General features: G+C 75.0%; 19 protein-coding genes. 5 read left to right on the top strand and 14 right to left on the bottom strand.

Going from position 1 to position 17034, the window contains the following annotated elements; translation table 11 throughout:
• Positions 1–42 precede the first annotated feature (42 nt).
• Positions 43–1296, top strand: a complete 1254-nt coding sequence (locus QP089_RS45635) for a hypothetical protein (RefSeq protein ID WP_285920849.1) — start codon at positions 43–45, stop codon at positions 1294–1296.
• Positions 1297–1410: 114 nt separating this feature from the next.
• The gene (locus QP089_RS45630; protein ID WP_285920848.1) at positions 1411–1857 is read left to right on the top strand and encodes a hypothetical protein; all 447 of its coding nucleotides are present in this window, start codon (positions 1411–1413) and stop codon (positions 1855–1857) included.
• Positions 1858–1869: 12 nt separating this feature from the next.
• Here the strand turns inward: QP089_RS45630 and QP089_RS45625 are convergent, their stop codons facing one another.
• Complete coding sequence (locus tag QP089_RS45625) at positions 1870–2460, bottom strand: phosphorylase family protein (RefSeq protein WP_285920847.1); 591 nt, start codon at positions 2458–2460, stop codon at positions 1870–1872.
• Between the two features lie 79 nt (positions 2461–2539).
• Here QP089_RS45625 and QP089_RS45620 point away from each other — a divergent pair, with 79 nt between their 5' ends.
• Positions 2540–3715 carry a winged helix DNA-binding domain-containing protein gene (locus QP089_RS45620; protein ID WP_285920846.1) on the top strand — a complete coding sequence of 392 codons (1176 nt, stop codon included), beginning with the start codon at positions 2540–2542 and terminating at the stop codon, positions 3713–3715.
• A 28-nt stretch (positions 3716–3743) separates the two neighbouring features.
• Here QP089_RS45620 and QP089_RS45615 read toward each other — a convergent pair whose 3' ends face one another.
• Genes QP089_RS45615 through QP089_RS45605 form a run of 3 tightly spaced genes read right to left on the bottom strand, consistent with a single transcriptional unit; the run spans position 3744 to position 5799 of the window.
• Complete coding sequence (locus tag QP089_RS45615; RefSeq protein WP_285920845.1) at positions 3744–4025, bottom strand: hypothetical protein; 282 nt, start codon at positions 4023–4025, stop codon at positions 3744–3746.
• 38 nt (positions 4026–4063) lie between these two features.
• Positions 4064–5263, bottom strand: coding sequence for a hypothetical protein (locus QP089_RS45610; RefSeq protein ID WP_285920844.1), 1200 nt, complete (start codon positions 5261–5263; stop codon positions 4064–4066).
• Entirely contained in the window at positions 5260–5799 is a 540-nt protein-coding gene (locus QP089_RS45605; RefSeq protein ID WP_285920843.1) for a SigE family RNA polymerase sigma factor, read from the bottom strand. Before QP089_RS45605 ends, QP089_RS45610 begins: the two co-directional genes overlap by 4 nt.
• Positions 5800–5931: 132 nt before the next feature.
• Here QP089_RS45605 and QP089_RS45600 point away from each other — a divergent pair, with 132 nt between their 5' ends.
• On the top strand, positions 5932–7086 hold the full coding sequence (locus QP089_RS45600; protein WP_285920842.1) for an acyl-CoA dehydrogenase family protein: 1155 nt from the start codon (positions 5932–5934) through the stop codon (positions 7084–7086).
• Positions 7087–7116: 30 nt separating this feature from the next.
• Here QP089_RS45600 and QP089_RS45595 read toward each other — a convergent pair whose 3' ends face one another.
• The gene (locus QP089_RS45595) at positions 7117–7776 is read right to left on the bottom strand and encodes a hypothetical protein (protein ID WP_285920841.1); all 660 of its coding nucleotides are present in this window, start codon (positions 7774–7776) and stop codon (positions 7117–7119) included.
• Positions 7777–7926: 150 nt separating this feature from the next.
• Between QP089_RS45595 and QP089_RS45590 the strand changes: the two genes are divergently transcribed.
• Positions 7927–9612, top strand: coding sequence for a CocE/NonD family hydrolase (locus QP089_RS45590; RefSeq protein ID WP_285920840.1), 1686 nt, complete (start codon positions 7927–7929; stop codon positions 9610–9612).
• 78 nt (positions 9613–9690) lie between these two features.
• Here QP089_RS45590 and QP089_RS45585 read toward each other — a convergent pair whose 3' ends face one another.
• The 9 genes from QP089_RS45585 to QP089_RS45545 form a co-directional block, all read right to left on the bottom strand.
• A complete protein-coding gene (locus QP089_RS45585) occupies positions 9691–10602 on the bottom strand; it encodes an ATP-grasp domain-containing protein (protein WP_285920839.1) in 912 nt (303 codons plus the stop codon).
• Between the two features lie 71 nt (positions 10603–10673).
• On the bottom strand, positions 10674–11435 hold the full coding sequence (hisF, locus tag QP089_RS45580; protein WP_285920838.1) for an imidazole glycerol phosphate synthase subunit HisF: 762 nt from the start codon (positions 11433–11435) through the stop codon (positions 10674–10676).
• A complete protein-coding gene (priA, locus tag QP089_RS45575) occupies positions 11432–12151 on the bottom strand; it encodes a bifunctional 1-(5-phosphoribosyl)-5-((5-phosphoribosylamino)methylideneamino)imidazole-4-carboxamide isomerase/phosphoribosylanthranilate isomerase PriA (protein WP_285920837.1) in 720 nt (239 codons plus the stop codon). The genes hisF and priA overlap by 4 nt, the downstream gene beginning before the upstream one ends.
• A 39-nt stretch (positions 12152–12190) precedes the next feature.
• Positions 12191–12829 carry an imidazole glycerol phosphate synthase subunit HisH gene (hisH, locus tag QP089_RS45570; RefSeq protein WP_285920836.1) on the bottom strand — a complete coding sequence of 213 codons (639 nt, stop codon included), beginning with the start codon at positions 12827–12829 and terminating at the stop codon, positions 12191–12193.
• Complete coding sequence (locus QP089_RS45565) at positions 12826–13011, bottom strand: CG2302 family histidine operon protein (RefSeq protein ID WP_285920835.1); 186 nt, start codon at positions 13009–13011, stop codon at positions 12826–12828. Before QP089_RS45565 ends, hisH begins: the two co-directional genes overlap by 4 nt.
• Positions 13012–13013: 2 nt before the next feature.
• Complete coding sequence (gene hisB, locus QP089_RS45560) at positions 13014–13607, bottom strand: imidazoleglycerol-phosphate dehydratase HisB (RefSeq protein ID WP_285920834.1); 594 nt, start codon at positions 13605–13607, stop codon at positions 13014–13016.
• Positions 13604–14692: a histidinol-phosphate transaminase gene (locus QP089_RS45555; protein WP_285920833.1), complete on the bottom strand. Its 1089-nt coding sequence runs from the start codon at positions 14690–14692 to the stop codon at positions 13604–13606. The genes hisB and QP089_RS45555 overlap by 4 nt, the downstream gene beginning before the upstream one ends.
• Positions 14689–15996, bottom strand: a complete 1308-nt coding sequence (gene hisD, locus QP089_RS45550) for a histidinol dehydrogenase (RefSeq protein WP_285920832.1) — start codon at positions 15994–15996, stop codon at positions 14689–14691. Before hisD ends, QP089_RS45555 begins: the two co-directional genes overlap by 4 nt.
• A gap of 115 nt (positions 15997–16111) precedes the next feature.
• Entirely contained in the window at positions 16112–16936 is an 825-nt protein-coding gene (locus QP089_RS45545; protein ID WP_285920831.1) for a PhzF family protein, read from the bottom strand.
• Positions 16937–17034 lie beyond the last annotated feature (98 nt).

Here is a 17034-nt window from a genome sequence, read left to right as displayed (position 1 = left end):
AAGCACTTGCCCGTTATCTGGTCGGGTGCGCATTCTGCTGGGGTGAGCAACGAGGTCGTGTTGGAATCGGCGAGCACGCTGCGCGGTCAACTGCAGCGAGGGCTCGGGAGGGCCGCGCTCCGCGCGGCGGACAGGCCCGGCGCGGGCGAGTACGTCTACGACTGCGTCCGCACGGATCCGCGGTGGGATCGGCAGTGCGAGACGCGGAGCCTGTACTACGCCCGGTTGATGGTGGACCTCGAGTTGCCGGTGTGGCCGGTCGCGGAGCATCTCGCCGACCCGGCCGACCAGGCGGACGGGGACGAGTGGCGGGTGCGGCTGGCGCTGGAGGTGCTGGGGGACCTGGTGCGGCTGAGCCGGCGGGAGGCGGCGATCCCGCTGCGCCGGTACGCCGAGGAGGGCGCGCACTGGTTCGACGCGCTCGACGAGCTGGTGCGGCTGGGCGACCCGGCGCTGGCGGACGGGTTGGACGGCCTGGTGGCGGCGCGGTGCGACGACGGCGACATCCGCAGGCTCATGGTGTGGGGGCCGAATCCGGTGACCGAGAGATGGGCGGCGCGGCAGCCGCGGATAGCCGAGGCGCTGGCGCGGCGGCGGGAGGCGGGGCGTCCGCGGCGGCCGGTGAACACGATCCCGGGCGGGGCGCAGCGCACCGAGGCCGAGTTGCTGGAGCTGGCCAGGCGCCGCGACGACGCCGCCATCGCGGCGATCTTCGAGCTGGGGCGGCGGCGGACCCCGGCGCTGCTGGACCTCGCGCAGGAGGTGCTGCCGCAGCGGCCGAGCAGGTTCGGCGGCGCGATGTGCCGGGCGCTGCGCGAGTACGGGCCGGAGGCGCTGCCGTGGGCGCGGGCGTGGGCCGCCGAACGCGGCGGCTGCGCGTTCATGGGGCTCAGCATGCTCGCCAGGCACGGCACCCGCCAGGACGTCCCATTGCTGATGGACGAGCTGCGCGAGGCCCTGGAGGCGCGCGAGTGGCGCGCCGCCGCGAGCCCGATCGAGGGGCTCGGGAGGCTGCGCGCCGGCGAGGCCGTCCCGCTGCTGAAGACCGCTTGGACCGAATCCCCCTACGCTTTCCTACGACCCCGCATTGTGACCGCTCTGACCCGCACCGCCCCGCACACCTCCGAGGCGTACACCATCGAGGGCCTCTGGGACTGCCAGGAGGGCGTCCGCATCGAGGCCGCCCGGTTCGCGCCGCTCACCCGCGAGACGCGCATCCGGCTGCAACGCCTCCACAACGACGACGCCGAGGAGACCGACGTGCGGGCCGCCGCCGGAGCCCGCCTGGCGACCTGAACCCGCGTCCCGTCCACGCCGACCTGTTTCGGCTGGCGTGGTCCGGCTGAACCCTTCCGGGTCCGCGCGCGTATGCCCCGTCGTACCGCGCATCTCACCCCGGGAGGACGGGCCATGGGCTCAACGCATCACCTCGGACGCGCAGCGGGACTCCCCCGCGCCGGCCTGGCCCTGGCGGTCGCCGCCGTGCTGGTGCTGCCGCTGGCGGCCGGCTGCAAGGCCGGCAGGGCCGGGGCGTCCGGCGACGGCGACCGGGCCGCCGCACCGGCGAGCCTGGACGAGCTGGCCGCCCGGACGGGCTGCGACCTCGTCGGCCGGCGCAAGGCGCAGCAGCTCCAGCAGGGCAACTGCCGCAACTCGCGCGGCCAGTACGTGCTGGTCAGCTTCACCAGCGACCAGGGCATGAACGCGTGGCTGAACGAGGCGAAACCGTGGGGCGGGACGTACCTGGTGGGGACGCGGTGGGTGGCGGTCAGCACCCAGGCGACGCTGCAGTCGCTGCGCAAGGACCTGGGCGGGCACATCCAGTCCGGCGACATGCACGGGATGAGCCACTCCTGACCAGGGCCGCCGTCAGACCGGCTCCGCGGCCCAGCGCTCCAGAGCCGGGCCGGTGCGGGCAAGGACGCGCCAGGCGGCCACGCCGCGGGTGATCGTGCCGGGCCGCAGCAGCGGGTGGCGCGGGCCGTCCACGATGACGCGCAGGGCGGCGACCGGCGTCCCCTGGGGAAGGGCCGCCGCGACGCGCGCCGACTCCATGTCGACCGCGCAGGCGCCGTCCGCCGCCCACACGTGGCGTTCCCGCTCCCGGACGACCCGGTCGGCGGAGACCAGCGGCCCGACGTGGACGCGCAGGCCGTCGCGGGCGAGGTCGGCGGCCAGCGCCCGCGCGCCGGGGCAGGGCACGGGCTTGCCGCCGCCGCGGATCTCGTCCGCCACCACGACGGTCCCCGGGGCGAGCCGGTCGTCGAGCGCGCCGCCGAAGCCGACGACGGCGACGGCCGCGCGCTCGGGCAGGCGGGGAACGCGCCGGGCGCGGTACCCGACGACCACGGCGGGGGCGCGGGCGAGCCCGCGCCGCACCGCGCGGGCCTCCAGCCGCAGCGCCGCGCACACGACCAGGCCCGCCGTGTCGTCACCGGTCGTCCGTACGTCACCGGTCATCCGCACAGTGCAGCACGGGGCGGGCCGAAGATCCAGTTCCCCGGCGCGCCGGGCGCCGCGCGGGCCCTATGATTCGTTCATGCGTTCGATCAGCGTCGCCGAGCGGCGGGCCAGGCTCATGCGGCGGCACCGCCTCGCCCCGTCCGGCCGGACCGACGACGTCACGGAGATCGCCCGGTCGCTGGTGGTGCTGCACGCCACCGACCCGGCCACGGTGTTCCTGTCGGTCGCGGCCCGCAGCGTCACGGCCGGGCCGTCCGACGTGGAGCGCGCCCTCTACGACGACCGGACGCTGCTGCGGATGCTGGCGATGCGCCGGACGATGTTCGTCGCGCCGGTCGAGCTGGTCCCGGCGCTCCAGGCGTCCACCGCGAACGCCCTCGCCGCCAAGCAGCGCCGCAGGTACGGCACCTTGATCGAGCGCGGCAGCGACATCGAGAACGTCGCCGAGTGGATCCGCGAGGTCGAGGACGCGACGCACCGGGTACTGCTGGAGCGCGGCGAGGCGACCGGCGCGCAGCTGAGCGCGGCCGTGCCGGAGCTGCGCACCCAGGTCGACCCCGCGCCGGGCAAGCCGTACTCGCGGCCGACGAACGTGACGACCTGGGTGCTGGTGACGCTCGGCTGCGAGGGCCTGATCGTGCGGGGCCGCCCGAACGGCGGCTGGACCAGCAGCCAGTACCGGTGGGCGCCGATCGAGACGTGGCTGCCCGGCGGGATCGAGCGGGTCCCGGCCGACGAGGCGCGCGCCGAGGTCGCCCGGCGCTGGCTGCGCGCCTTCGGCCCGGCGCCCGCCGCCGATCTCAAATGGTGGACGGGCTGGACGGCCGGGGAGGTCGGCAAGGCGCTCGCCCGCCTCGACACCGCCGAGGTCGACCTCGACGGCGCCCCCGGGATCGTCCTCGCCGACGACCTGGACCCCGCTCCCCCGCCCGAGCCCGCCGCAGCCCTGCTGCCCGCGCTCGACCCCACCCCGATGGGCTGGCAGGAGCGCGGCTGGTTCCTCGGCGACCACGGCCCGCTGCTGTTCGACCGCAACGGCAACATCGGCCCGTCCATATGGTGGGACGGGCGGATCGTCGGCGGCTGGGCCCAGCGCAAGGACGGCGAGATCGCCGTCCGGCTGCTGGAGGACGCCGGAGCCGACGCCGAGGCCGCCGTCGCGCGGGAGGCCGAGCGCATCGCCGCCTGGTACGGCGACGTGCGCCCGATCCCCCGCTTCCGCACCCCGCTGGAGAAGGAGCTCACCGCCTGAACCGGCGCCCGGAGCGGGAAGGCACCGGTCAGGCCCGCTTCGAGCGGGGCTCGCCGCCCGGTGAGAAGGCGGCGCGGGCGATGAGGCTCGCCACGACCTGGGCGGTCTCGGGCGGTCCGGCGGCGAGCCGGCGCAGCACCCGCCGGTCGTAGTCGCCCAGTTCGACGCCGTGGTCGGCGCAGGCGCGCAGGAGCAGGTCGAGGTTGCGGGCCCGCATCACGCCGTGCTTGGCGTGGCCGGTGTAGATGTCGCGGACGTCGGCGAACACGTCCGCCTCGGTGTCGTACGGCCCGCTCATCGCGTCCTCCATCGATGCGGGGATCCTTAGGTGCGGAGTCCTTGCGGCGGTCACCGGACGCGGCCCAGGTGGTAGGCGCGGCCGTCGCGCCACAGGAGCCAGTCGCCGGCGGCGAGGACCGGGCCCTGCACGACCGCGAAGCGGATGCCGGTCGGGTGCTTGCGCGCGCTCTCCAGCGCCCCGGTGTCGATCACGCCCGAGACGCCCGCGTTCGTGTAGGCGATCAGGTGGTCGCCCGCGGTGAGCCGCGTGCCGCCGTCCGCCTTCGCGCCCCGCGCCTTCCCCTGGTCGAGGGCGGTGACGGTCTTCCAGCCGTCGCGGGCGACGATCCGCAGCGTCCCGTCCACGAGTGAGGCGAAGTAGTCGCCGTTGGCCGCCGCCCGCCACTTCTGCTCGGGGCCGGTGCCGGACACGGCCCGGCGCTCGCCGCCGTTGCCGGACTTGCCGGTGAGCTTCAGGGGGCGGACGCCGGGCGGCAGCGGGTGCTCCCGGACGATCGCGTCGGTCCTGACGTCGATCTCGCGCAGGACCTTGTCGTTCATGGTGTCCGCGACGAACAGCGTCGGGTACGTGAACGCCAGCGCTTGCCCCAGCATGCCCTTGCCGTGGTTGGCGACGGTGCGGCCGGCGTCGCCGCAGCCGGTGGCGACGAACGGCTGGTTCATCGGGTCGTCGCCGATGACCGCGCCCCCGCCGACGAGGACGGGATCGGCGGGCGTGGCCCCCTGCGGGCCGATGACGCCGGTGCGTCCCCTGGAAGTGCGGCAGCTGAGCTTCCACGAGCCCGGCGCGATCCAGGTGACGAAGCCCTTCCCGGCCGCCAGTCCGCCCTCGGCGCGGACGCCGAGCGGCCTGGGCCGGCCGCCCTTCGGCCCGGCGGTGTAGACGCGGCCGTCGGCGGTGCGGCCGACGACCGAACCGTCGGCCCCGAGCGCGTCCGGGGTGAACGCCGCGCCGCCCGGCAGCGCCGCGGGGATCGTGACGATGGTCGAGGGGTCCACCAGGTTCCCCGGCGACCGGACGCCCGTCGCCGCGTTCGGTCCCGCCCGGTGCGACGCCTCGGGCAGGACCGTCGGAGCCGCCACCGCGGCGGCGACTGCGGTCACTGCGACCGCCGGCGCGGCCACCCGGCGCCGGGTCCGGGACCGGCCGATCCGGCGGGCGTTCTCCGCACGTGCGCCGGGGTGCGGGCGGACGGCGTCCGCCCGCGCGCCGAACGCGTCCTTGAGCCGTTCCTCGATGCCGTTCATGTCGCCTCCTCGTCCTTCAGGCGCCTGCCGAGCGCCGCGATGGCGCGGGCGGTGTGGGCCTTGACCGTGCCGACGGCGATGCCCAGGGTCTCGGCGGTGTCGCGTTCGCCGAGGTCCAGCCAGTAGCGCAGGACCAGCACCTCGCGCTGCCGTCCGGGCAGCTCCGCGACGGCGGCCAGCAGCGCGCGGACGTCCTCGTCGTGCACCACCTGGTGCTCGGCGGACCCGACGTCGGGCGGCGGCGCGAGCTGCGCGTGCCGGCGCCGCGCCATCCGCAGGTGCCGCAGCCGGCTGCGGGACGCGTTGCACACGCTGGACCGCAGGTAGGCCAGCGCGGCGTTCTGGTCGCGCAGCGTGCGGCGCTTGCGGTGCAGCCGGACGAACGCGTCCTGCACCACGTCCTCGGCGTCGTCGGCGCCGAGCAGCGTCGCGAGCCGGACCAGGCCCCAGAAGTGGGCGGTGAACAGTTCCTCGTACCCGTCGCCGGGACGCGTGAGCCCCACCGCGATGGCCCCTGTCGTCTGCTGGTACGTCACGGAGCAGAGACGAACGCGCGGTCGGAAGGTTTACCACGCTCGGGCGTTTTTGTTCCCCGCGCCAAAAGGAACAAAGCGGAGACCATTTCCGGTCCGCCGCCCACAGGGCCTCTGATCAGCCATGATGTGGGCATGCCCGCAGATCGCATGCTCCCCTCGCCCGAGGCCGCAGACGTCGTCGCGCTCGCCCGCGACATCGCCCGCCGCGAGCTCGCGCCGCGCGCCGCGCCCGCCGAGGAGGCCGGCGCGTTCCCGCGCGAGATCTTCCGGATGCTGGGCCGCGCCGGGCTGCTCGGCCTGCCCTACCCGCCCGACCTCGGCGGCGGCGGCCAGCCCTACGAGGTGTACCTCCAGGTGCTGGAGGAGATCGCGGCGGTGTGGGCGTCGGTCGCGGTCGGGGTGAGCGTGCACACGCTGTCGTGCTTCCCGCTGTTCGCCTGCGGCACCGACGTGCAGCGCAAGCAGCTGCCCGAGCTGCTGGAGGGCGACCTGCTCGGTGGGTACGCGCTGGCGGAGGAGTTCACCGGCCCGGACGCGGCGGGGGTCAGCACGCTGGCGGTCCCGGACGGCGACGGCTACCGGATCACCGGCACCAAGACGTGGATCACGCACGGCGGCGAGGCGGACTTCTACGTGCTGTTCGCCCGCACGTCCGGCAGCCCGGGCGGCCTCACCTGCTTCCTGGTCGAGGGGCGCATGGACGGGCTGGCCTTCGGGCCGCCCGAGCGGAAGATGGCCCTCACCGCCTCCACCACCGCGCGGCTGCACTTCGAGGACGCCTGGGTGCCCGACGACTGGCGGATCGCCGACGAGGGCTGCGGGTTCCCGATCGCGGCGGCGGCGCTGGACGCCGGGCGGCTCGGCATCGCCGCGTGCGCGGTCGGGCTGGCGCAGGGGGCGCTGGACCACGCCGTCCGGTACGCGGCGGGGCGCGGCCAGTTCGGCCGCCCCGTCATCGCCAACCAGGGGATCGCGTTCCTGCTCGCCGACATGGCCGCCGCCGTGGAGACGGCCCGCGCCGGATACCTGGAGGCGGCCCGGCGCAAGGACCGCGGGCTGCCGTTCGCGCGGCAGGCGTCCATCGCCAAGCTCGCCGCGACCGACGCGGCGATGAAGGTGACCGCCGACGCGGTGCAGGTGCTGGGCGGCGACGGCTACACCCGCGACCATCCGGTGGAACGGTACATGCGGGAGGCGAAGGTGATGCAGATCTTCGAGGGCGCCAACCAGATCCAGCGGATGGTCATCGGCCGCCACCTCGCCCGCGACGCCGGCTACGCCTGCTGACCCCCGCACTCCCGCGCGCGGGCCGGGCCGTCAGTGCGGGGGCAGTCCGGTGGCGAGGCGGCCCGTCCGGGAGTTCCCTCCGGCGGCGCGTGCGCGCGCCCGCCGCCGGGCGCGGCGCCGGCTCGCCAGTGTGAGACCGAACACGGCCGCGACGGCAGCGCCGAGGCCGAGCGCGGCGGAGGACGCGGCGCCGGCGTAGCAGCGGGCGCCTGCGTCCGGCGTCACCAGCAGCGGGCCGTCCGTGCCCCGGCAGGTCAGCACGGCCGTCCCGGTCACCGGCGCCGTCATCGACGCGGTGTAGCGGTAGCCCGGCCGGTCGGCCGCGCGCGAGGAGTTCTTGCGGGTGAGCCGGACGCGGCCGTGCTCGGCGCCCAGCGCGACGGCGCAGCCGAACGGCGACGAGCCGTCCCGGCGCACGTAGAGGAAGTAGGTGTGCCCGGCCGACAGCCGAACGGGCAGGCCGCTCACCGCGTCGCCGGTCGCGCTCGGCCCGCGCGCGGCGCCGGAGTCGTCCCGCACCAGCGCCGCCACGGTCAGGAGACCCGCCGCCAGGACGACGAGCGCGACGGGGAGCGCGTACCAGCCCGCGGACGGACCCGCCGGCCCGGGCCCGGCGGGCGGCGCGAATCCGGGGGACGGCGCGGGTCCGGCGGGCGCGGGCCCCGCCGGACTGTTCGCTCCCGGCCACATCCCGGTCCCCCCCGATCCGAACGCCACCGTGTCGTGCCGCCACCCTCCCAGACCGCGGACCCGCACGTCAGGGACTTTCCGCGGGCCGCGGAGGTGTCGGCCGGGCGGGAGCGGTTACCTTACTAGGTAGTAGCAATCTTGGGAGGTCGCATGGCCCTCAGGGACCGACTGCCCGCCCGGCAGATCCGCGTCCGCCCCCCGCGCGGGCTCCGCTACACGGTGGAGCGCGACCTGCCGGTCACGATGCCGGACGGCGTGACGCTGCTCGCCGACCGCTACGTCCCGGAGGGGACGCGGCGGCCGCCGCCGACGATCCTGGTGCGCACCCCCTACGGGCGGCGCGGCCCCGCCGCGCTGGCGAACGGCCTGCTGTTCGTCCCGTTCGGGTTCCAGCTCGTCGTGCAGAGCGCGCGCGGGACGTTCGGGTCCGGCGGCGAGTTCGACCCGCTCGGCGGCGAGCGCGACGACGGCCTCGCCACCGTCGCGTGGCTGAAGGAGCAGCCGTGGTTCGGCGGGACGTTCGCGACCTACGGCGCCAGCTATCTCGGCTACGCGGCCTGGGCGATCGCCGCCGAGGCCGGGCCCGAGCTCAGGGCGATGTCGCTGCAGATCACCGCGTCGTCGTTCCGGGACGCCGCCTACGTCGGCGGCTCGTTCGCGCTGGAGTCCACGCTCACCTGGACCGACCTCACCCACCGGCAGCAGCAGCCGCTCGGGCTGCTGACCGCGTCGCTGCTGTCGCGCCGCCGCGCCGTCCGCGCCGCCCGCTCGGGCCTGCCCCTGTCGGAGCTGGACGTGGCGACCGGCGGCGCGCAGATGCGCTTCTACCAGGACCTGCTCGCCAACCACGGCACGGACGCGGGCTACTGGGACGGCCGCGACTTCAGCGGCACCGTCGGCGAGGTCGAGGCGCCCGTCCGCCTGCTCGGCGGCTGGTACGACGTGTTCCTGCCGTGGGAGATCAAGGACTACCTCGCGCTGCGCGCCGCCGGGCACCGGCCCTACCTCACCATCGGCCCCTGGTGGCACACCGACGCCCGGCACGGGCTGGTGTCGTTCCGCGAGACGCTCGCCTGGTTCCGCGCGCACCTGCGCGGCGACCCGTCCGGGCTGCGCGCCGAACCCGTCCGGCTGTACGTCACCGGCGCTCGCGAGTGGCGGCACTACAGCGACTGGCCGCCGCCCGGCATGCGGCAGGAGCGCTGGCACCTGCACCCCGGCGGCGGGCTCGGCGAGGACGGCCCGCGCCCGTCCGAGCCGAGCACCTACCGGTTCGACCCGGCCCGCCCGACGCCCGCGCTCGGCGGCCCCACCCTGCTCGGCAGCTCCCGCCCGGTCGACAACCGGCCGCTGGAGCGCCGCCCGGACGTGCTGGTGTTCACCTCGCCGCCGCTCACCGAACCGCTCGACGTGATCGGCCCGGTCGGCGCCGACCTGTTCGTCCGGTCCGACCGCGAGCACACCGACTTCGTCGTGCGGCTCTGCGACGTCGCCCCGGACGGGACGTCCCGCAACGTGTGCGAGGGCGGGCTGCGGCTCCCCGCGTTCGCCGAGAAGCCGGTCGGCACGGCCGGCGTCCGCCGCATCGCGGTGGACCTGTGGCCCACCGGGCACCGCTTCGCGCGCGGGCACCGCGTCCGCGTGCACGTGGCCAGCGGCGCCCACCCGAAGGTCGCCGCGAACCCCGGCACGGGCGAGCCGCTCCTCACCGCCCGCCGGATGGTCCCGGCCGACCAGGAGGTCTTCCACGACCCGGACCACCCCTCCGCGATCATCTTGCCGGTCGTGGACCGCTCCCCCGAGTCCTCCGCCCCCGACGACGAGGATCCCGCTTAGCCCCGGAAAACGGTCTCAGCCCCCGCCCCGGGCGACCGCAGCGACGCGACGCACGTCCCCGCACGGTCTCAGTCGGTCTCAGCCGCGGCGCGAGGTTCGACCGGCTCGTGACGGGGGTTCCAGGGGGTCGCCCCCCTGGGCCAACACGGCCTCGGCGAGGCGGGTTTCGCTGCCGGGGGCGTGTTCGAGGTAGAGGGCGGGTTCCGTCAGTTCCAGTTCGATCAGGAGCGGGTCGCCGTCCGGGCCGGGGACGAGGTCGACGCGCGCGTAGAGCAGGTCGCGGCCGCCCGGGACGGCGGCGAGGACGCGGTGGGCGACGTCCAGTTCGGCGGCGGTCGCGGTGGTGGCGGTGACCCGGCCGCGGGTGTCGCCGAGGCCGGTGAGGCCCTCGATGCCGGCGCCGGGGTTCAGCACGCGCGCCTTGCGGCCCGCGTGGCTGTACTCGCCGCCGATGAAGACCAGGGCCGTCTCACCGGCGGTGTCGACGGCCTCCAGGTACGGCTGGAGCATCACCGTGCGGCCGGCGTCGCGGAGGTCGCGCAGGTGGGCGCGGGCGGCGTCCTCCTCGCCGCGGCCCCAGCGCGCGGTGTCGCGCGAGCCGGAGGACACCGACGGCTTCAGCACGTACTCCGGCCAGTCGGCGGGGATGTCGTCGGGGTCCCAGCGGGTCGGGACGACGGGGACGCCCGCGGCCTCCAGGTCGCGCAGGTAGCGCTTGTCGGTGTTCCAGCGCAGCACGTCCGCGGGGTTGAGCACGCGCGGCAGGCTCTGCGCCCAGGCGAGGAACGCGTCGCGCCGGTCGGTGTAGTCCCAGGTCGAGCGGATGACGACCAGGTCGTAGGCGGACCAGTCCACGGACGGGTCGTCCCAGACGGCGATGTCGGCGGCGACGCCGAGGCCGCCGAGGGCGGCGGCCAGCATCCGCGCGTCGTCGCTGCCCTCGGGCAGCCGGGCGCAGGTGGCGAGGGCGCACCGGGGTGATGCGGACACGGGGGGTTCCTTCTCGCGGCGGGGGGTCGGCGGACGGGAGGTCAGCGGACGGAGGGGCAGCGGACGGGAGGTCAGCGGACGGGGTTGCCCGCGGCGCGCAGCGCGTCCTTCACCTCGGAGATCTTCATCTCGCCGAAGTGGAAGACGCTGGCGGCGAGCACCGCGTCGGCGCCGGCGGCGACGGCCGGGACGAAGTGCTCCACGGCGCCCGCGCCGCCGCTGGCGATGACGGGCACGGTGACGGTCTCGCGGACGCGGCGCAGCATGTCCAGGTCGAAGCCGGCCTTGGTGCCGTCGGCGTCCATCGAGTTCAGCAGGATCTCGCCGACACCGAGCTCCTGGCCGCGCCGCGCCCATTCGACCGCGTCGATGCCGGTGCCCTGGCGGCCGCCGTGCGTCGTCACCTCGAAGCCGGACGCGGTGCCGTCGGCGCGGCGGGCGTCGACCGACAGCACGACGCACTGGGAGCCGAACCGGTGCGCGGCCTCCCGCAGGAACTCCGGCCGCGCGATCGCCGCGGTGTTGATCGACACCTTGTCGGCCCCGGCGCGCAGCAGCCGGTCGACGTCCTCGACGCTGCGGACGCCGCCGCCGACCGTCAGCGGGATGAACACCTGCTCGGCGGTGCGGCGCACGACGTCGTAGGTGGTGGAGCGGTCGGCGCTGGACGCGGTGATGTCCAGGAACGTCAGCTCGTCGGCGCCCTCGGCGTCGTAGCGGCGGGCCAGCTCGACGGGGTCGCCGGCGTCGCGCAGGTTCTGGAAGTTGACGCCCTTGACGACGCGCCCGGCGTCGACGTCCAGGCAGGGGATGACCCGTACGGCGACGGTCACTTCACGGCCTCCAGCGCCTCTTGCAGCGTGAACGCCTGCGCGTACAGCGCCTTCCCGACGATCGCGCCCTCGACGCCCACCCCGGCGAGCTTGGCGAGTTCGCGCAGGTCGTCGAGGGACGAGACGCCGCCGGACGCCACGACGGGCTTGTCGGTGCGGGAGCAGACCTCGCGCAGCAGCTCGGTGTTGGGGCCGCGCAGCGTGCCGTCCTTGGTGACGTCGGTGACGACGTAACGCGGGCAGCCGTCGGCCTCCAGCCGGGCGAGGACCTCCCACAGGTCGCCGCCCTCGCGCGTCCAGCCGCGCGCGGCGAGCGTCGTGCCCCGCACGTCGAGCCCGACCGCGATCTTGTCGCCGTGCGAGGCGATGATCTTGCGGCACCAGTCCGGGTCCTCCAGCGCGGCGGTGCCGATGTTGACCCGCGCGCAGCCGGTGGACAGCGCCGCCTCCAGCGACGCGTCGTCGCGGATGCCGCCCGACAGCTCCACCTTCACGTCCAGCCGCCCGGTCACCTCGGCGAGCAGCTCCCGGTTGGAGCCGCGCCCGAACGCCGCGTCCAGGTCGACCAGATGGATCCACTCCGCACCCGCGTCCTGCCAGGCCAGCGCGGCGTCGAGGGGCGCGCCGTAGGAGGTCTCGGTGCCGGCCTCGCCCTGCACCAGGCGGACCGCCTGGCCGTCGGCGACGTCAACGGCGGGAAGGAGCGTCAGAGTCATGCGGGAACCCTATCGATACAGGTGAACGGGCAAGCGCCGTCAGGAGAGGGTGGACAGCCAGTTGCGCAGGAGCCGCGCCCCCGCGTCGCCGGACTTCTCCGGATGGAACTGGGTCGCGCACAGCGGGCCGTTCTCGACCGCGGCGACGAACCGGTCGCCGTGCTCGGCCCAGGTGACCAGCGGCGGCCGGAGGGTGCCGGTCGGGTCGGGCTCCAGCTCCCAGCGGCGCGCCGCGTAGGAGTGGACGAAGTAGAACCGGGCGTCCGCCAGCCCCTCGAACAGGACGGAGCCCTCCGGGGCGTCCACGGTGTTCCAGCCCATGTGAGGGACGATCTGCGCCTCCAGCCGGTCGACCGTGCCGGGCCATTCGTCGCAGCCCTCGGTGGTGACGCCGTGCTCGATGCCCTTGGAGAACAGGATCTGCATGCCGACGCAGATGCCGAGGACCGGCAGGCCACCGGCGAGTCGGCGGCCGATGAGCTGCTCGCCGCGCACCTCCCGCAGCCCCTTCATGCAGGCGGCGAACGCGCCGACGCCCGGGACGACCAGGCCGTCGGCGGCGAGCGCGGCGTCCCAGTCGGCGGTGACGGTGACGTCGGCGCCCGCGCGGGCCACGGCGCGCTCGGCCGAGCGCAGGTTGCCCGACCCGTAGTCGAGCACGACGACCTTCGGGTTCACAGCCACATCACACCCCCGGCGAACGCCAGCCCGGCGAGGAACAGCACGATCAGCGCGGCGCCCTTGAGCCCCTGCCTGACGAAGCTGTAGACGCCGGCGAGCAGGAACAGCGCGACCGCGAAGACCGCGACGTTGCCGAACGTGAAGTGCAGTCCGCCAGTTTCGAGAGCAGCAGTGCCCACGGCTACAGCGCTCCCTTGGTGGACGGGATGCCGTGCACCTTCGGATCGAACGCCACCGCGTCGCGCAGCGCGCGCGCCAGCGCCTTGAACTGCGCCTCGACGATGTGGTGGGCGTTGCGCCCGTACGGGACGTGGACGTGCAGCGCGACCTGCGCGTTCGACACGAACGACTCGAGGATGTGCCGGGTCATCGTGGTGTCGTACTCGGGGCCGATCATCGGGGCCATGCCGTCCGGCTCCACGTGCACCAGGTACGGGCGGCCCGACACGTCCACCGTGACCTGGGCGAGCGCCTCGTCCAGCGGGATGGAGGCGTCGGCGAAGCGGCGGATGCCGGCCTTGTCGCCGAGCGCCTCGCGGAACGCCTGGCCGAGCGCGATCGCGGTGTCCTCGATCGTGTGGTGGCTGTCGATGTGCAGGTCCCCGGCCGTCTTGACGGTCAGGTCGAACGACCCGTGCTTGCCGAGCTGCGCCAGCATGTGGTCGAAGAACCCCACGCCGGTCGCCACGTCGACCTGCCCGGTGCCGTCCAGGTCGATCTCGACGAGGACCTGGGTCTCCTTGGTCCCGCGCTCGATCCGTCCCTTGCGCGTCACACGCTCTCCTTAAGTGCAGTGCGGAAGGCGGCCGTCTCCTCGGGGGTGCCGACGCTCACCCGCAGCCATTCGGGCGGCCCGACCTCGCGGATCAGCACGCCGCGCTCCAGCAGCGCCTCCCAGACCCTCCGGCGGTCCGGGAACGTCCCGAACAGCACGAAGTTGGCGTCGGAGTCGGCCACCCGGAACCCCTCGGCGCGCAGCCACGCGACCAGGCCGTCGCGCTCGCGGCGCAGCGCCTCGACGGTGCCGAGCAGCTCCTCGCCGTGCGCGAGGGCGGTGCGGGCTACCGCCTGAGTGACGGCCGACAGGTGGTACGGCAGCCGGACCAGCAGCAGCGCCTCGATCACGGCGGGGTCGGCGGCCAGATAGCCGAGCCGGGCGCCCGCCATCGCGAACGCCTTGGACATCGTCCGGGTGACGATCAGCCGCGGGTGGCCGTCCAGCAGGGTCAGCGCCGACGGGGTGCCCTCCCGGCGGAACTCGCCGTAGGCCTCGTCGACGACGACCATGCCGGGCGCCGCGTCCAGGACCGCCTCGATCGCCGCCAGCGGCAGCGCGGTGCCGGTCGGGTTGTTCGGCGAGGTGAGGAACACGATGTCGGGCCGGTGCTCCTCGACGGCCGCGATCGCGCGGGCCGGCTCGAGGCCGAAGTCCTCGTCGCGGAACGCGTCGATCCAGCGGGTCCCGGACACCCCGGTGATGATCGGGTGCATCGAGTAGGACGGCTCGAAGCCGAGCGCGGTGCGGCCCGCCCCGCCGAACGCCTGCAGGATCTGCTGGATGATCTCGTTGGAGCCGTTCGCCGCCCACACCCGCCCGGCGGTGAGGCCGGCGCCGGGCGTGTCGGCGTTCAGGAACGCGGCGAGGTCGGTGCGGAGCGCGACGGCGTCGCGGTCGGGGTAGCGGTTCAGCGATCCGGCGACGTCCATGACGGCCTCGCCGAGCGCCTTCACCAGCCGGTCCGACGGCGGGTAGGGGTTCTCGTTGGTGTTGAGCGCGTACGGCACGTCCAGCTGCGGGGCGCCATAGGGCTCCCGGCCGCGCAGGTCGTCCCGCAGCGGCAGGTCGTTGAGCGAGGTCACGAAGGGATCTCCCAGTCGAAGCGGGCCTTCAGGGCGGCCCCGTGCGCGGGCAGGTCCTCGGCCTCGGCGAGCGCGACGACGCGCCCGGTGGCCTCGGCGAGGGCGTCGCGGTCGTACTCCACGACATGGACGCCGCGCAGGAACGACTGCACCGACAGCCCGGACGAGTGGCACGCGCACCCGCCGGTCGGCAGCACGTGGTTGGACCCGGCGAGGTAGTCGCCGAGCGACACCGGCGCGTACCGGCCGACGAAGACCGCGCCGGCGTTGCGGACGCGGGCGGCGACGGCGGCCGCGTCGGCGGTCTGGATCTCCAGGTGCTCGGCGGCGTAGGCGTCGACGACCTTCAGGCCGTCGTCGATCCCGTCCACCAGCACGATGCCGGACTGCCGCCCGGCCAGGGCCTCGGTGATCCGCTCGGTGTGCTTGGTGCGGGCGACCTGCGCCTTCAGCTCCCGCTCGACCTCGTCGGCGAGCCGGACCGAGTCGGTGACCAGCACGGCGGCGGCGAGCGTGTCGTGCTCGGCCTGGCTGATCAGGTCGGCGGCGACGTCCACCGGGTCGGCGGTGTCGTCCGCGAGGATCGCGATCTCGGTCGGGCCGGCCTCGGCGTCGATGCCGATCACGCCCTTGAGCAGCCGCTTGGCGGCGGCGACGTAGACGTTGCCGGGGCCGGTGACGAGGTCGGCGCGGGGGCACTCGTCGGTGCCGTAGGCGAACATCGCGATCGCCTGCGCGCCGCCCACCGCGTAGACCTCCTCGACGCCGAGCAGCGCGCACGCCGCCAGGATCGTCGGGTGCGGCAGGCCGCCGAAGTCCTTCTGCGCGGGCGAGGTCACCGCGAGGGACTGGACGCCCGCCTCCTGCGCCGGGACGACGTTCATGACCACGCTGGACGGGTAGACGGCGCGGCCGCCCGGCACGTACAGGCCGACGCGGCCGACCGGGATCCACCGCTCGGTGACGGTGCCGCCGGGCACGACCCGCGTGGTGGTGTCGGTGCGGCGCTGGTCGCGGTGCACGGCGCGGGCGCGGCGGATGCTCTCCTCCAGCGCGTCGCGCACGGCGGCGTCGAGCCCCGCGAGGGCCTGGTGGACGGCCCGGACCGGGACCCGGGTGCTCTCCAGCTCGACCCCGTCCAGGGCCCTGGTGTGCTCCCGGACCGCCTGCGAGCCCCTATGGCGCACGTCCTCGCAGATCGGCCGCACCTTGTCCAGGGCGGCCTCGACGTCGAGTTCGGCGCGGGGCAGCACGGTGCGCGGGTCGCCGGGAAGGGAGCCGCGCAGGTCGATACGGGAAATCACCCGTCCAGTCTACGGAGTGGCCTCCGTCCCCCGTGCACCGTCTCAGGTGCCGAGACGCCCGTGTCGCGTGTCCCCCGAGCCTCCCCCGTCACTGCCGTCACGGGTGCGGCGCCGCTCACACGCGCAACGTGCCGTCCAGCACGGTGACCGCCTCACCGGAGATGATCACCCGGTCGCCGCGCATCGCCATCCGGACGTAGCCGCCGCGCTCGGACGCCTGGTACCCGGTCATCTCCTGCAGGTTCGTCCGCTCCGACCAGAAGGGGGCGAGCGCGCAGTGCGCCGACCCGGTGACGGGGTCCTCGCCGTCGCCGAGCAGGAGCCGCGCGCCGAAGAAGCGGGACACGAAGTCGTGCTCGCGGTCGTGCTCGCGCTCGGCGAGGTGCGCCGTGACGACCACGCCGCGCGCGTCGATCCGCGCCAGCGCCGCCATGTCGGGCTTCAGCCGGTGCACCACGTCCTCGTCGGCGAGCTCGACGATCAGGTCGTTCTGGACGTTGCGCCCCGTCCACCCGATCTCGACGCCGCCGAGCGCCTCGGCCAGCCCGGCCGGAGGCGGGGTGAACTCGGGCGGGCAGGACGGGAAGTCCATCGCCAGGCCGCCGTCCGCGTCCCGGGCGACGGTGAGGACGCCGCTCTTCAGCGTCCGGAAGCGGATCGGGCGGTCGGCGGCCACGGCGCCGGTCTCGTAGAGGGCGTGGGCGGCGGCCATGGTCGCGTGCCCGCAGAGCGCGACCTCGACGAGCGGCGTGAACCAGCGCAGCTCGAAGTCGGCCTCCGGTTCGTCGATGCGCCGGACGAAGGCGGTCTCCGAGTGCTTCATCTCGGCCGCGACCCGCTGCATCCAGTCCGGGTCGGCGGCGCCGTCCAGCAGGCAGACCCCGGCGGGGTTGCCGGCGAACGGGCGGTCGGTGAAGGCGTCCACGACGAGCATCCTCATGCCGCAGACGCTACCGGTGGCGCGTCCGGCGGCGGCACGGCCAATCGCGCGAAGTGGCCCGGTCCGCCCCGCGCGCCCGGGGACGTGACACCCGCTTC

The organism is Actinomadura opuntiae, assembly GCF_030283205.1.
Taxonomy (GTDB): domain Bacteria; phylum Actinomycetota; class Actinomycetes; order Streptosporangiales; family Streptosporangiaceae; genus Spirillospora.
The sequence above is the reverse complement of the archived record's forward strand: the minus strand, read 5'-3'. Positions and strand labels throughout refer to the sequence as shown.